The 13,548-nt window shown below is 53.9% G+C and carries 11 protein-coding genes; 5 read left to right on the top strand and 6 right to left on the bottom strand.

The features are described from left to right. Positions 1–221: 221 nt before the first annotated feature. Positions 222–995: an SDR family NAD(P)-dependent oxidoreductase gene (locus F556_RS0117200; protein ID WP_020618221.1), complete on the bottom strand. Its 774-nt coding sequence runs from the start codon at positions 993–995 to the stop codon at positions 222–224. A 128-nt stretch (positions 996–1,123) separates the two neighbouring features. Here F556_RS0117200 and F556_RS0117195 point away from each other — a divergent pair, with 128 nt between their 5' ends. Then, positions 1,124–1,963, top strand: a complete 840-nt coding sequence (locus tag F556_RS0117195; protein WP_020618220.1) for a helix-turn-helix transcriptional regulator — start codon at positions 1,124–1,126, stop codon at positions 1,961–1,963. Positions 1,964–2,048: 85 nt separating this feature from the next. Here F556_RS0117195 and F556_RS0117190 read toward each other — a convergent pair whose 3' ends face one another. Next, positions 2,049–2,891, bottom strand: coding sequence for a sulfurtransferase (locus F556_RS0117190; protein WP_020618219.1), 843 nt, complete (start codon positions 2,889–2,891; stop codon positions 2,049–2,051). Positions 2,892–3,480: 589 nt separating this feature from the next. On the opposite strand from F556_RS0117190, the gene F556_RS0117185 reads away from it, so the two are divergent. Beyond that, positions 3,481–4,590, top strand: coding sequence for a VanZ family protein (locus tag F556_RS0117185; RefSeq protein ID WP_020618217.1), 1,110 nt, complete (start codon positions 3,481–3,483; stop codon positions 4,588–4,590). A 128-nt stretch (positions 4,591–4,718) separates the two neighbouring features. Here F556_RS0117185 and F556_RS0117180 read toward each other — a convergent pair whose 3' ends face one another. Continuing rightward, a complete protein-coding gene (locus F556_RS0117180; RefSeq protein ID WP_040717020.1) occupies positions 4,719–5,906 on the bottom strand; it encodes an MFS transporter in 1,188 nt (395 codons plus the stop codon). 121 nt (positions 5,907–6,027) lie between these two features. Between F556_RS0117180 and F556_RS0117175 the strand changes: the two genes are divergently transcribed. From F556_RS0117175 to gdhA, 3 genes are all read left to right on the top strand, one after another. Continuing rightward, a complete protein-coding gene (locus tag F556_RS0117175; RefSeq protein WP_020618215.1) occupies positions 6,028–6,594 on the top strand; it encodes a GNAT family N-acetyltransferase in 567 nt (188 codons plus the stop codon). Positions 6,595–6,666: 72 nt separating this feature from the next. Continuing rightward, the gene (locus F556_RS0117170; protein WP_020618214.1) at positions 6,667–7,650 is read left to right on the top strand and encodes a diaminopimelate dehydrogenase; all 984 of its coding nucleotides are present in this window, start codon (positions 6,667–6,669) and stop codon (positions 7,648–7,650) included. Positions 7,651–7,866: 216 nt separating this feature from the next. Then, on the top strand, positions 7,867–9,240 hold the full coding sequence (gdhA, locus tag F556_RS0117165) for an NADP-specific glutamate dehydrogenase (RefSeq protein WP_020618213.1): 1,374 nt from the start codon (positions 7,867–7,869) through the stop codon (positions 9,238–9,240). 2,244 nt (positions 9,241–11,484) lie between these two features. Here the strand turns inward: gdhA and F556_RS0117160 are convergent. The 3 genes from F556_RS0117160 to F556_RS0117150 form a co-directional block, all read right to left on the bottom strand. Beyond that, positions 11,485–12,711: an EAL domain-containing protein gene (locus F556_RS0117160; protein WP_020618212.1), complete on the bottom strand. Its 1,227-nt coding sequence runs from the start codon at positions 12,709–12,711 to the stop codon at positions 11,485–11,487. A gap of 111 nt (positions 12,712–12,822) precedes the next feature. Continuing rightward, complete coding sequence (locus tag F556_RS0117155) at positions 12,823–13,110, bottom strand: 4a-hydroxytetrahydrobiopterin dehydratase (RefSeq protein WP_020618211.1); 288 nt, start codon at positions 13,108–13,110, stop codon at positions 12,823–12,825. A 55-nt stretch (positions 13,111–13,165) separates the two neighbouring features. Continuing rightward, a complete protein-coding gene (locus tag F556_RS0117150) occupies positions 13,166–13,459 on the bottom strand; it encodes a hypothetical protein (RefSeq protein ID WP_020618210.1) in 294 nt (97 codons plus the stop codon). Positions 13,460–13,548: the final 89 nt, after the last annotated feature.

Raw genomic sequence — 13,548 nt, 5'->3', positions numbered from 1 at the left:
GGATACGTTTATGCCCCATGCTCCCATCAACATAAGACTTGCTTCTGACGCTTATGCGTCTGCTGAGGGCTGCTGGCGAGGCAAGTGAGCCATTTGTGGATATTGATTCTGACACTTAATAGGCCCCAATTAACGACAATGGCACCGCCCCAGGCCTCAGCCTGCGTGGCGGTGTCGTTGTGCTCTATATGCTGTATACGTTTTATCCAATCTCACAAAAGTTACACACTTAGCCCACCGTCTACAGGCAGCACGACCCCTGTAACGAAAGAAGCATAATCACTAAGCAACCAAGCAGCTGCGTTAGCGATTTCGATAGGCTCAGCTGGCCTTCGGAGGGGGGTCTTTGAGCTAATTTGTTCAATGATTTCTGGGTTGATAGAGACCCACTGCTGTATCATATCCGTCATCGTGGTTCCTGGAGCAATGGCATTGACGCGGATACCCGCTGGCCCATATTCGACTGCAGCCGTCTGAGTCAAGCTGTTGACCGCTCGTTTAGATGCCCCGTACGCTCCCAATCCCGGATTTCCCTTGAGACTTCCCACGCTGCTAGTGTTAACAATCGATCCCGATCCGGCACTCTCCAGCATGGCCTTAATTTGAGCTTTCATGCACAACCAGACGCCTTTATAGTTAACGGACTGAATTAAGTCGAAATCCTCTTCTCTTTCATCCGCAAGCGGAGATACAGTTACTCCGAGTCCTGCATTATTAAAAGCAGCATCAAGACGACCGAATCTTGCTACCGTAGCTTTAACAGCCTCTTCCGCACTGCTTGCGTATGACAGATCGGCTGTAACATAGGCTGCCTCTCCGCCAGACATCGTAATTTCATCCCTAACTTTTCTGAGCTCAGACTCTGTTCTTGCGACGAGCATCACTGAAGCTCCTTGTTTGGCAAACAGCCTTGCTGCCTCAGCCCCAATGCCTCGCCCCGCACCTGTAATCATCACGATCTTACCCGCCAACAGCGTTCCTGCCATGGTTTCCATATTCATTCTCCTTACCCTTGGAATTGTTGATCTCATCAACTGCCTTGAGTATACTTTGACTATGAAATGATAACGATAACCTGCTTTATGGTGGGATTGTGAGTGATAGGATAAGGGGGATTTAAAAGGTGAATGACAGTGAGCGCCGAGCAGCACTGGGTAATTTCTTGCGGGATCTGCGATCCTCTCTTACTCCCCTGGATGTTGGCCTTCTGCCCAGCAATCGTCGCCGCACACGAGGCCTGAGGCGGGAAGAGGTCGCCGGGATTGCCAACATTGGACTCTCCTGGTATACCCGGCTGGAGCAAGGTCGCGATATTCGTCCGTCGGTGGGTGTATTGGAAAGCTTGGCTTCCGCGCTCAAACTGACTCCAAATGAACGCCGACATCTCTTTGTGCTTGCTGGAGAATCGCCGCCTCCTTCATCGACAATTGCGGAAGAGAGGATCAGCTCTTCTATCCAGGACATGCTACATGCATTGGATCCGAATCCAGCCTATGTCATCGGAAAGAAATGGGACTTTCTAGCTTGGAACAAGGCGGCCGCGGCTGTTTTTACCATTCATAAGTTGTCGCCCCCGCACGATTATAATCTCATGTGGCGTCAATTTACCGATCCGGTGTGGAAGGAAGGCACAGAGGATTGGGAGCTTGTCTCTCGAAGAATGTTGGCCGAGTTTCGAACGGCTAGAGCGCGTTATCTGAACGACGCTTCATTTGATATATTAATCGAGGATCTAAAGAGAACGAGTGCCGATTTTACGATGATGTGGCAGGATCACGAAGTGCCAAGCTCCCTTGACGGCTACAAGAAGCTGATTCACCCTGCTCTAGGCGCAATTGAATTTGAGCATATCACGCTTCAATTTCCGAATGAACCCGATCAGCGGATCATGGTTTATATAGCTCTTTCCGAAACAAAAGTTCGCTTAGAGCATTACCTTACGCAGCCTCACACAGAAAAATAAAGTAACTTGTCCACGCATTTGCCATAAAAAAACACACCGCCGTGGCGCATACCACTTTGCGGTGTATTTTAGATTGAAGCAAATGTTATTCTTCCCCCGTAGCCACCGGATTCTCGCTGTAGGAGATCCAGTCGCTCCAGCTCCCGGCATACAGCCGTACTTTCGTAAAGCCCGCTTCCTGTAGGGCAATGATGTTCGGGGTGGCGGTGACGCCAGAGCCACAGTAAACAATCACTTCGCTATCGCGGTCCAGGTCGGCGAACCGGTCCGTCTGAGCGGCCGCGTCCTTCCAAGCGCCACCCTCCGTCAAGCCGTCCTTCCAGAAACGGTTGATTGCGCCCGGGATGTGGCCTGCGGCCTTGTCGAGCGGCTCGACCTCGCCCCGGTAACGGGGCGCTTCCCGTGAGTCGATCAGCGTCAGCGACTCATCGTCCAAACGCTCCTGAATTTCGGCCATCTCTGCCAGCATGGAGTGTCGGACCTCAGCCAGGTACTTCGACGGAATCAGCACCTGCTGCTCCGAGGATACCGGGAACCCCGCCTCGACCCAAGCCGTATAGCCTTCATCCAGCACATACACCTGGTCGTGCCCGAGATATTTGAGCAGCCACCAGAACCGCGAAGCCATCGCCCCACCTTGATCGTCGTAAGCCACCACACGTGATTCTTTCTTGATGCCGACACGGCTCATGGTCACCGTCAGATCAAAGATATCCGGCAGCGGATGCCGTCCGCCATGCCCATCCTCTTCCACAGGAGCCGACAGATCCTTCTCCAAATCCATATAGACCGCACCTGGAATATGCGATGCCTCATATAACTCCCGTCCTGCGTCCGGCTTACCCATCAGAAAACGACAGTCTACAATCACAATATCCGGTTCATACATCCGGGCCAACAGCCATTTCAACGATACAATATTGTCCATCCTTGTTTCCGCCTCTCTTGCGTGTATGCGTCCTATTATACGGAATTTATGCCCTGACCGAAAGGAGCAATCCTATCCTGCGCCTCTCCTCGCTTCCGCAGATTTGCGTTTTTATCCGGGATGAAGAGGGTAAGCTGTAATAGGTAGCTCGCGCCTCCAGACCTCCACAACACCGTCACCCTTGCTCCTTAAAAGCAAAAGTACACTTATTTCCGCCATTTCTCTTGAGTTTCATGTGGTTAAGTGCAAAAATGCATTTACCACCGCCCAAACCCCCTGATTCTGGGTAATACATAAGATATAATTGTATTTTTGCACTTACGATACTACTATCACTTTGTAGTCCGATATTAAGTGTACTTTTCAGACTATTGAAAACCGCCGGAGAGGCACGGAATCGAATCTGGAGAAGCGAAGCGTTCGCCTTTGTCCCCGGATTTCAACCGCTGAAGCGGTTAAAAATTCAAGAAATCTGGGGGACAACAGCGATCGTAAGATCGATCCGTGACTGTAGGCATTCTTTTTCAACAGCCTGACTTTTGCACTTAATCAACTTTCCAAACGAAACCAAAGCAAAGGAGGCCACGCTATGCTCCAACACTACATATCACCGGTGACCCAAGCGTTTCTGACGTTTCCGTTCGCCGCGATGCTATTCACGCTGCCATTTTTAATTGTGCAATACCGGCGGCATGGTTATATTAACAAGTGGCGCGGGTTTTTGCTCTATTTGTTCCTGCTGTATCTGATGAATGCCTTCTTTCTGGTCTTGCTGCCGATGCCCCCGACACGGCACAATGAGCCGCCCCAGCAGGTGATGCAGCTTATTCCATTTATCTTCATCCAGGACATTCTGCGTGAGACGAATGTGGATTTCAGCAAGCCAAGCCAATATATTAACCTGCTGAGGGAGAGAGCCGTTCTCCAGAACCTTTTCAATGTCATGTTGACGATCCCTTTTGGCATGTTCATGCGCTATTACTTCCGCCTGCGTTGGTTTAGCTGTCTGGCAGCCGCCTTCGCCCTGTCGCTGTTCTTCGAAGTGACGCAGGTGACTGGCATCTATGGCTACTTTGATCATCCGTACCGCTTGTTCGACATAGATGATATCATGACCAACACACTGGGCGGCATGGTCGGCTATCTGATCGCCCAAGTGCTCTCCGTGAAGCTGCCGCGGATGGATCGGCTGGACGACTCGCTTGATTTGTCTGCCAAACGGGTTAGCTATACGAGACGATTGCTCGCTTTTGGGATCGATGGCTTGCTCATGCTACCGGTTATGCTGATCTTCGGCGTGGTGTTCCATCCCGTGATCGGTCTGCTGATGGTCGTGGCCTATCATAGCCTTGTCCCATACTGGACGAACGGACGGACCGTCGGCCGTGCCATCGTTCGGATTGAGTTGCAAGGCAAGGGAGAACGGCTGCGGCTAGGTGAGGTCGCATTGCGCCAGTCGTTGTTGTATGGCTTTCTGGGCTGGAACGTCCTCGTGGCGCCACTGCCGCCATCGCCCTTATCCCTGATCTTCAACGTGGCTACGCTGGTGCTCAACATTGCCGTCTTCATTCACGCCATGCGCTGCCTGTTCAATCATCAGCTTCAGCTCTGGCATGAGAAGCTGAGCGGAACTCGCTACCGCATCACCGGTGCGCGGCAGCCTGCAAGTCAGCCGCCACCGGCGAATGGCGAAATATAAGCCAAGTAGATGGGAACATATACTTTCTTATATTTTAAAAAGAAGGGAGAGGGACTTACACCAAAGTAAGTCCCTCTCCTTTTTTCAACATCTACCTTAATTCAGTCTCAGGAGCACTATAGCCCCGCTCAGACCGCCTTCATCCCATTCCGCCTCCTGGCCACTACAAGCATGCCCGCCATCAGGAGGAACATCAGCACGGCCATCCCGACATACATGCTAAGTGTCGCAGGCGCGCCGGAATTATCCATCAGCGATCCGGAGAACCGGGGGAACAACGCCCCGCCCAGACCGCCGCAGGCGACGAGCAAGCTCGTCGTCCGCTCGGTCATGCCTGGCAGCTGACCATTGATGTAAACCAGGCCGATCGCGAACACACCCGACCAGATCAGGCCGCTGAGCGCGATGAACAAGAGACTCCACGTCACACTGGCCGAGAACAGCAGGAACACGAACATCATCGTACCCGCAGCCGTGGAGATAATCAGATACCGTCCATGTCCAATACCATCTGCAAGACGCCCTGCGAACAAACGTCCCACCACCATGAGCCCCCAGAACAGACTCATCGTCATCGCCGCGCTGGATTGGTCCATGCCCGTCTGATTAATCATGATCGATGGCAGATAATTGGAGAAGCCCATCTCCATTCCGACATAGAACAGGAAGTAGGCCACACCCATCAGTAGGAATGGCAGCATGGCTCGGCTGTAACCCGGTTGCTGCGTAGCTGCCTGCTGCAGCTCCTCACGTTTGTGCGAGAGCAGCGACTCCGCCTGTCCCATCGGCAGCCTCGCCCAGAGCAGCACGGTCAATAACGCCAGCACCATGACGATTGGAAAAGACCACTGCCACAGCCCTTGCTTGATCAGCAGGGCCGCGAGGGCCGGCATCGCCAGTGCGCCCAGACCGAAGAAGGCCTCAATCCGTGTCATGGCCGATGCTTTTTTGTCCTGAACCGCATCAATAATGACCGCTCCGATAATCGTCTCTGTCATCCCGAAGCCGAAGCCCGCAATCGGTGCAATCGCCAGCATCCACGCCCACGGCAGCAAGAGACTATATAAAGCCTGAATTCCCGTCAGCATCCCCAGTGCCAGCAGCAGTCCCCGCCGCTTGCCCACTCTGCGCGTCAGCCAGGGGGTGATCAGTACGCCGCCTAGAAAACCTAGAAATTGGTTCATAATAAACTGTCCGCCATCGCCGTAGCTCAGTCCGTACGAAGCCATCATGGGCTCCAGAACGGCACCCGCGACTACGTGCGCCATCCCGATGACCATATACGAGAGGCAGCTCAGCCATATCAAATTACGCATCATAACTCCTATCTCATGTTGTCCCTACATGCTGAAAATTGTACCGTCCCCCATCATATCATGAGTCCCTGACGGTTTGATATACTAAAAACTTAAGAGTTTATCAGGGAGATGACAGCCTATGACTGGACAGAGCAGCCAGAACAACGAGCCCGCTGGCAAAATGGACAAGCTGACGTTACATCCGGACGCCATGCACATCGTTCCGATGACGGTCGAGCATGCCCGCGAGATTTCCACCTGGCGGTACGAGCCGCCTTATGACGTGTTCGACTGGCCCGCCTGGGACGTCATGCTCGCGAGCAGCTCCGACGCTGCCGATCCCGAGGTGCGTGAACGTCAATTTGCCACCGTCGTGGATGACCGTGACCGTCTCGTCGGCTTCGCTCAATTTTTTCCTCTGCTTGGGGTCACGCGTCTGGGGCTTGGACTCCATCCTGGCTTATGCAGCCGAGGAATAGGAACGGTTTTTACACGAATGATTGCCAATGAAGCAATCCGCCGCGCACCAGGGGATGAGATCGACCTGGAGGTGCTCACCTGGAACCAGCGTGCTATCCGGGTCTACGAAAAAGCAGGCTTTGTCATTACCGATTCGTACAGACGCAACACCCCGTCAGGCCTGGCAAAATTCTATTGTATGGTCTACCAAACGGTCGATCAAAAGGACCAAATTTCAGATTCATAGTTTACATTTCATGTAACATCCTTATACTTAGGGGAGAGCTTGTCACAATTTTTTATTCCCAAGGAGGACGACATGACAACCACGATCAAAGTCGGTATCGTAGGCTACGGCAACTTAGGAAAAGGCGTTCAAAAGGCCATCACTCAAAACCCGGACCTGGAACTGGTAGCGGTATTTACCCGCCGTGAGCCATCCCAGGTAGGTCAAGATAGCAGCATTAAATTCGAATCCATCTCGGCAGCTGAACAATATAAAGGCATCATCGATGTTATGATCCTCTGTGGCGGTTCGGCAACAGACCTGCCGGAGCAAACCCCGGTCATCGCGTCGATGTTCAATACCGTCGACAGCTTCGACACGCATGCCAACATCCCGGCGTTCTATGATAGTGTGGATGCTGCGGCCAAGCGTGCGGATACCATCAGCGTCATCTCTACCGGCTGGGACCCGGGCCTGTTCTCCATGAACCGTCTGTTGGCCCAGTCCATTCTGCCTGAAGGCAAAGAGTACACGTTCTGGGGCAAAGGCGTCAGCCAAGGCCACTCCGATGCCATCCGCCGCGTGCCTGGCGTGAAGGCCGGCGTTCAGTATACTGTGCCACAGCAAGAGGTGATCGACCGCATCCGTTCTGGTGAGACGCCAGAACTGCCGACCCGCGCCAAGCATTTGCGCGCATGCTATGTCGTAGCCGAGGAAGGCGCAGACCAAGCGCAAATTCGCGAGACGATCGTGAATATGCCGAACTATTTTGCGGATTATGACACGACAGTCGACTTCATCTCGGAGGAGCAGCTGCGTGAGGAGCACAGCGGCATGCCGCATGGCGGCTTCGTCATTCGCAGTGGCGTGACTGGCGAAGGCAACCGTCAGATTATTGAGTTTGGACTGAAGCTAGACAGCAATCCAGAATTCACAGCAAGTGTGCTTGTCGCCTATGCGAGAGCAGCCTACCGTCTGCACCGCGAAGGTCAGACGGGTGCACGTACCGTATTTGATATCGCGCTGGGCTACCTGTCCCCTAAGTCACCAGAAGAGCTGCGCCGCGATTTGCTGTAAATCGAAGCCGAGAATCGTCTCTTTTCAAAAAAACTTTTCCCATGCTTACAAGCCTTGTCACCTATGAGTGGCAAGGCTTTTTCCGGTGCCATTTAATTTTCTTGGCCGGGCGATAAATTTTTTTTATTAGCTATTCCATGTTAGATTCGATAAAATCCATGATTAAGTGCAAAGAAACGTCAGAAAGTGCAAATTCACCTTGAGGGAGTGTTTTTATTGACAGCGGTGATCACCGAACATGAGACACGGGCAGCGGAGTATATCCGGTCCGTATACGAAGGCGTCGTGCGGCGTAACCCCCACGAGCCCGAATTCCATCAGGCTGTGAAGGAGTTTACGGATACTCTGCTTCCCGTTCTCGCCAAGCAACCCCGTTATATCGATCATGCTATTCTTGAGCGTATGGTAGAACCGGAGCGTTTGGTTTCGTTTCGCGTACCCTGGGTGGATGACCAAGGCAAAGTTCAGGTCAACCGGGGCTTTCGCGTGCAATTCAACAGTACACTCGGGCCATACAAAGGCGGTCTGCGCTTTCACCCGTCGGTGAATGCCAACATCGTCAAGTTCCTTGGCTTCGAGCAGATTTATAAAAATGCCTTGACCGGCCTGCCAATTGGCGGCGGCAAGGGCGGCTCCGACTTTGATCCCAAAGGCAAATCGGACCTGGAGATTATGCGGTTCACGCAGAGTTTTATGACGGAACTGTATAAATATCTTGGCGAGGATACGGACGTGCCTGCCGGGGATATCGGCGTAGGTGCAAGAGAGATCGGCTATATGTTCGGCCAATATAAGCGGATCCGCGGCGGCAATGAATCCGGGGTACTCACAGGCAAAGGTGTACTCTACGGAGGCAGCCTCGGACGTACGGAAGCAACAGGCTACGGGTGTGTATATTTCGTGCAGGAAATGTTGAAATTCGCAGGACTGAGCTTCGAGGGCAGCAAAGTGGTTGTCTCGGGTTCAGGCAATGTGGCGATTTATGCTATTGAGAAGGCTCAAGAGTTGGGTGCGACTGTCATAGCTTGCAGTGACTCCTCCGGCTACATTTACGATCCAGAAGGCATTGACTTGGCATTGCTGAAGCAGCTCAAAGAGCGCGACCGCAAACGGATCAGCGAATATACCGCTACCCATCCTCGGGCATCTTATGTGTCGGGTTGGGAGGGCATCTGGACGCTTCCTTGTGATATCGCATTGCCATGCGCCACTCAGAACGAGATTGATGGTCAAGCTGCGGCAACGTTGGTGAAAAACGGTGTGAAAGCTGTCGGCGAAGGCGCCAACATGCCTTCAACGCTGGAGGCGATTGACCACTTCCTGGAGCACGGCGTCCTGTTCGGACCAGCCAAAGCCGCCAATGCAGGTGGCGTAGCTGTATCTGCACTCGAAATGTCGCAAAACAGCATGCGGATGTCCTGGACGTTCGAAGAAGTCGATGCCAAGCTGCACCAGATCATGAAACAGATCTATGAGCGGGCGGTTGTCGCCTCTGAAGAGTATGGCTGCTCCGGCAATCTTGTAGCGGGCGCCAACATCTCAGCCTTCGTCCACGTGGCGGATGCGATGATTGCTCAAGGTGTCGTATAAGAGAAAATCATGACGGGGAAAAGACGATGAAACGGCTGCTGCCGTCTTGTGGGTGAGAGCCTACGATGTCAGTTGGTTCCGCAAGCTGCGTGATGCGGCACGTGTCATCGGGGGACCTTAAAGCGGCGAGCTTCGTCGCGAATCATGGGGGTTCATGCGGCTTGGTGTGGAGGATGGGTTATCCCGAGGGTGCTCGAGTATATGAGCTGATGGTATGCCGGGCAATGCCGAGGGTGCACGAGGCTGCTGAAGGATGCGCAAGTATTTGCGAAGTTATCACGGTATGCCAGAAGTGCGCGAGCATTTCGGAGCCTACATGAGAACGCGAGATTGCTGGATAACGCCGATGGTGGGCGAGGATACGTCCAGTGATTCCAAGGTTGCTAGAGAGTTCAAAAGGTAGAGAATGCAGGTGGGTGTACAAAGAAACGTGTAGATGCAAGGTACTGCAGGTTGGTCCGCGAGGATACGTGTGAATGTAGGGAATGGACAAGGTTAGACTAGGGTTTGTGAGAATGCCAAAGGACTATGGAGATGCGCAAAAATGCCGGGGTTTTCCAGAGAAGCACTCGAACTAGAGCGAGGTTTCCGGAGGATTCTCAAAGATACGCTAGCACAGGCCAATCCGAAGTAATCTGAGGTCTCATGAGCCTTGGCTAACCTTCGCTAACCTTCGCTAACCTCCACAAACCCAACCTCAGCCCTCCCGAGCCTTGCGATACGCCACTTATTTTCCTTTATTCCAGGCCTAGAGGGACTTTAGGAGATGATACGCCGCATTTGTTCCCTTATTCTCGAATGTGGCACAACTAACCAATGGTTACCAGCGAGATAAGGGAAAATAAGCGCCCCTTTATCTCGAATCCAGCTAAGATACGGGATATAGCGGAACATATATTCCTCAATCCTACTTTCTCCGTCGCATCACAGCTCTAACGCCTGCCACACAGCTTATTTGATCTTTTTCGGCCCCATTATCATTCTTACGCTTGCCATCTGACCTTAGCGGCCGTTTTTTTGCCTTTAACGCTTCGTGGCAAGCGTTACAACCACGAGTAGGCCAAAATAGGCCGCTAAGTGCTTCCTGCGAGAGCGTCGATTGAAGCTGTATCGGTATCGCCTATCACAGAGAAGGTGGTTGTCCAGCCGCCGACCTACTGCTAGGCGTCGCCTCCTACCCTGCGCGTCCTTGCTGCCCTGCGCGTCCTCCCTGTCCTCCCAGCTAACGGCCATATATACGCTTATTTGCCCTGAAAAGGTAGCTCTCATTTCTAACGGCCATATATGCGCCTATTGTGGCCAAACAGACCGTTGGAGCCTCGAAAACCCTCCAATAACTGCGCTGGTGGCCGTTAGAATTCAAAGTGACTCGATTTGGGCGAAATAGCGGCTGTGGTGGCCGTTAGAGCAGAGGAGGGTGGTTGTCCAGCCGCCGACCTACTGCTAGGCGTCGCCTACCCTGCGCGTCCTTGCTGCCCTCCCGGCTAATGGCCATATATGCGCTTATTTGCCCTGAAAAGGTAGCTCATCATTTCTAACGGCCATATATGCGCCTATTGTGGCCAAACAGACCGTTGGAGCCTCGAAAACCCTCCAATAACTGCGCTGGTGGCCGTTAGAATTCAAAGTGACTCGATTTAGGCGAAATAGCGGCTGTGGTGGCCGTTACAAAATTTCTAGTTTTAGAGCTAATAAGCGCGTATGTGTCCGTTAGCACGTTCCAACTGGGATTGGCAATTAATCGATACTCTTCCTGCAAGCTCCCCCATCCTTCGCACGTGCGCGCCGAACGCCACAGCTGCGACGCTAGCCGACGAGCCACGCGGTGCCCACGCCACAGCTGCCACGCTAGCCGCCAGGCTACGTCGCTGGACGCCTCAGTTGCGGCGCTGGTTGCAGCGCAAGTTCCCTCTGCCGAAACGCTCCCCCAGCATCGCTGCACCGCCAGCCACCTTGGCCGCGATGCGGGCCGCCCAGCTACGACGCTGGCCCCAGCTGCATTACCCCACACGCACCGCTCCACCTGCGTGCACACGCCACAGCTACCACGCTACGCTAGCGACGGGCTACGACGCTGGCCCTAGGCTGCGACGTGTGCCGCACTGCCCCACACGCACCGCTCCACCTGCGTGCCCACGCCACAGCTACCACGCTACGCTAGCAACGGGCTACGACGCTGGCCTCAGGCCGCGATGTGAGCCGACACTGCCCCACGCGCACCGCCTCACACGCTGTACGCCCGCGTCAGCCCCCGTGCACCGCTGTCGGGTCCAGCATGTCTACGAACAGGACGCGGCCTTCGCCGAGCTGGATGGAGACCGAGCGGATCCGCATCTTGGTCTCCAGATCGGTATATGTGAGCGAGACGCCGGCCTCGCCCCGGCGTTTCATCGCCAGCAGACTGGCGATGAAGTACGGACGCCAGCTCCAATTGGCGCCCTGGTACTGGGTCTGTCTGCACCATCCGGTCTCTTCGCGCCTGTAATTGGAAGAGAGCTGCAGTCCACTCTCCTGGCAGATGTAGACCCGGATACAGCTATCATCCAGGCCGTCCAGCAGGCGCTCGATGCCCGTATCATCCGGAAGGCTCCCATCCGCCACCCCCGCGGTCCGGTCCACCAGTTCCTGCAAGAGGCAGCTCTGCGACTGCCAGTAATGCTCGACCGAATAGAGACGCTGCCTGTGGGCATGCAGCTCCTCCTCGATCAGCACCGAGTAGCTGTCAGCCGCCCGGAAGGCAGGCTCTGCCGGAGCGAACAGATACCCCTGGACATAACGAGCCCCAATCTCGACCGCCCGCTGCAGGTCTTCCCGGGTCTCTACACCTTCGATGAGAAGGGAGGCCCCGATCTGCTCGGCTAACGTAGAGAACGAGCGCAGGACGCCAAAGTACCCGCTGTGACTGGCGCTCTTCTTCATGACGTGAATATCCACCTTGAGCAGGCTGGGTCCGATCTGCGCAATTCGGTCGGCATTGTTGAAGCCTGTCCCGACGTCATCTATCGCGATCTGGCAGCCGGCCTGCCGATAGACATCAATGACTTCACTCAGCGAAACCATCGATCCCCGAAAAGCCTCTTCCGTCACTTCAATGACAATCCGTGCGGGATCAACACCATATCGCTTCAGCAGCTGAAGCGTCAGCAACTCTCCAGTTTCCTGAAACGATTGATACATCCAGGAAGGCTTCAAGTTAAGGAATAGCAGCGACGTATCGTCTGTCCGGCTGAGCGTGGCCAATGCCTGCTCACGGATATGTCGGTCAATTCGAATCTGATCGGCTGCCGGCACACGGGGGTCGGTGAAGAAAGGTCCGAGCGTCTCCAGACGCCCCACCCTCTGCCGTCGTCCCAACACCTCATAGCCGACAATTTGGCGGGTATCGAGAGCTAGCACCGGCTGATAGCAAGCCACGGCTTCTTGTTCGGATGGAGTGACGGGTATTGGTTGGTTGTCCACGTAGTTGTACATGCGCTCTCCCTCAGCCACTGAAATGTCAACTAATTTGACATCTTATTATGATACGATTGTAAGGGAGAGAACCGGGATTGTAAAGCGTCTGTAAGCCAAATTCAGGAATATCTATTGCAGGGCAGCATCAAAACGACCGGCCGCTTCCAGATCAAGCGCAGTCAGTCCGCTGGCGTCATGCGTCGTCAAACGCAGCGTAAGCTTCTTATAATCAATGATGATTTGTGGGTGATGCTGCATCGCTTCCGCGATAGCCGCAATCTCACCAACAGCCTGCACCGCCTCGGGAAAAGACGGCCGCTCCCAGGTCCGTTCCATCCAGTCGCCCTCGCGCCGCCATTCTGGCAGGCTGGCCATGCCAGTCTCCAGCTCCTGTTCACTCAGCTTTTTCGGTGCCATAGGATCGCCTCCATAGATAGGAATGTTAGGCGGCACTCCTGCCGCCTATTCCTCATTACACCAATCGGACGATTCGAACCTCAGTGCCGTCGACCGCTACTTCAATCACATGGAATTTGGGCCGATGCGTAATCGTACCTGAACCCACCTGGATGCTCTCCTGCTCGCCAAGTCCGTAGAACACATCGTCCGCGAGCGCCTCCATCACTTCCTTGCGCTCCCCCTCGCCCAGCGCGACCCAATCCTCCTGAGACATATCAAAAAATTCATAACTATTGTCGATTGCACCCACCGCATCGGTCAGTTCTGAGAGGATGTCGGCATATTCTCTGGCATGCTTAACGCCCATTTGCGCTTCTCCACCTTCCTTAATTACAGCTGTATACAGCCATTATAGTTTATTTATGCACGTTTCGCTCACAAATCAGACGTTTACCT

The sequence above is a fragment of the Paenibacillus daejeonensis DSM 15491 genome (assembly GCF_000378385.1).
In the GTDB taxonomy this organism is placed as follows: Bacteria; Bacillota; Bacilli; order Paenibacillales; family Paenibacillaceae; genus Paenibacillus_D; species Paenibacillus_D daejeonensis.
The sequence above is the reverse complement of the archived record's forward strand: the minus strand, read 5'-3'. Positions and strand labels throughout refer to the sequence as shown.

Bases quoted from the DNA above. Each gene is read 5' to 3' on its own strand.
- F556_RS0117200 (WP_020618221.1), bottom strand. From the start codon at position 995: ATGGAAACCATGGCAGGAACGCTGTTGGCGGGTAAGATCGTGATGATT.
- F556_RS0117190 (WP_020618219.1), bottom strand. From the start codon at position 2,891: ATGGACAATATTGTATCGTTGAAATGGCTGTTGGCCCGGATGTATGAA.
- F556_RS0117185 (WP_020618217.1), top strand. From the start codon at position 3,481: ATGCTCCAACACTACATATCACCGGTGACCCAAGCGTTTCTGACGTTT.
- F556_RS0117180 (WP_040717020.1), bottom strand. From the start codon at position 5,906: ATGCGTAATTTGATATGGCTGAGCTGCCTCTCGTATATGGTCATCGGG.
- F556_RS0117175 (WP_020618215.1), top strand. From the start codon at position 6,028: ATGACTGGACAGAGCAGCCAGAACAACGAGCCCGCTGGCAAAATGGAC.
- F556_RS0117170 (WP_020618214.1), top strand. From the start codon at position 6,667: ATGACAACCACGATCAAAGTCGGTATCGTAGGCTACGGCAACTTAGGA.
- F556_RS0117160 (WP_020618212.1), bottom strand. From the start codon at position 12,711: ATGTACAACTACGTGGACAACCAACCAATACCCGTCACTCCATCCGAA.
- F556_RS0117155 (WP_020618211.1), bottom strand. From the start codon at position 13,110: ATGGCACCGAAAAAGCTGAGTGAACAGGAGCTGGAGACTGGCATGGCC.
- F556_RS0117150 (WP_020618210.1), bottom strand. From the start codon at position 13,459: ATGGGCGTTAAGCATGCCAGAGAATATGCCGACATCCTCTCAGAACTG.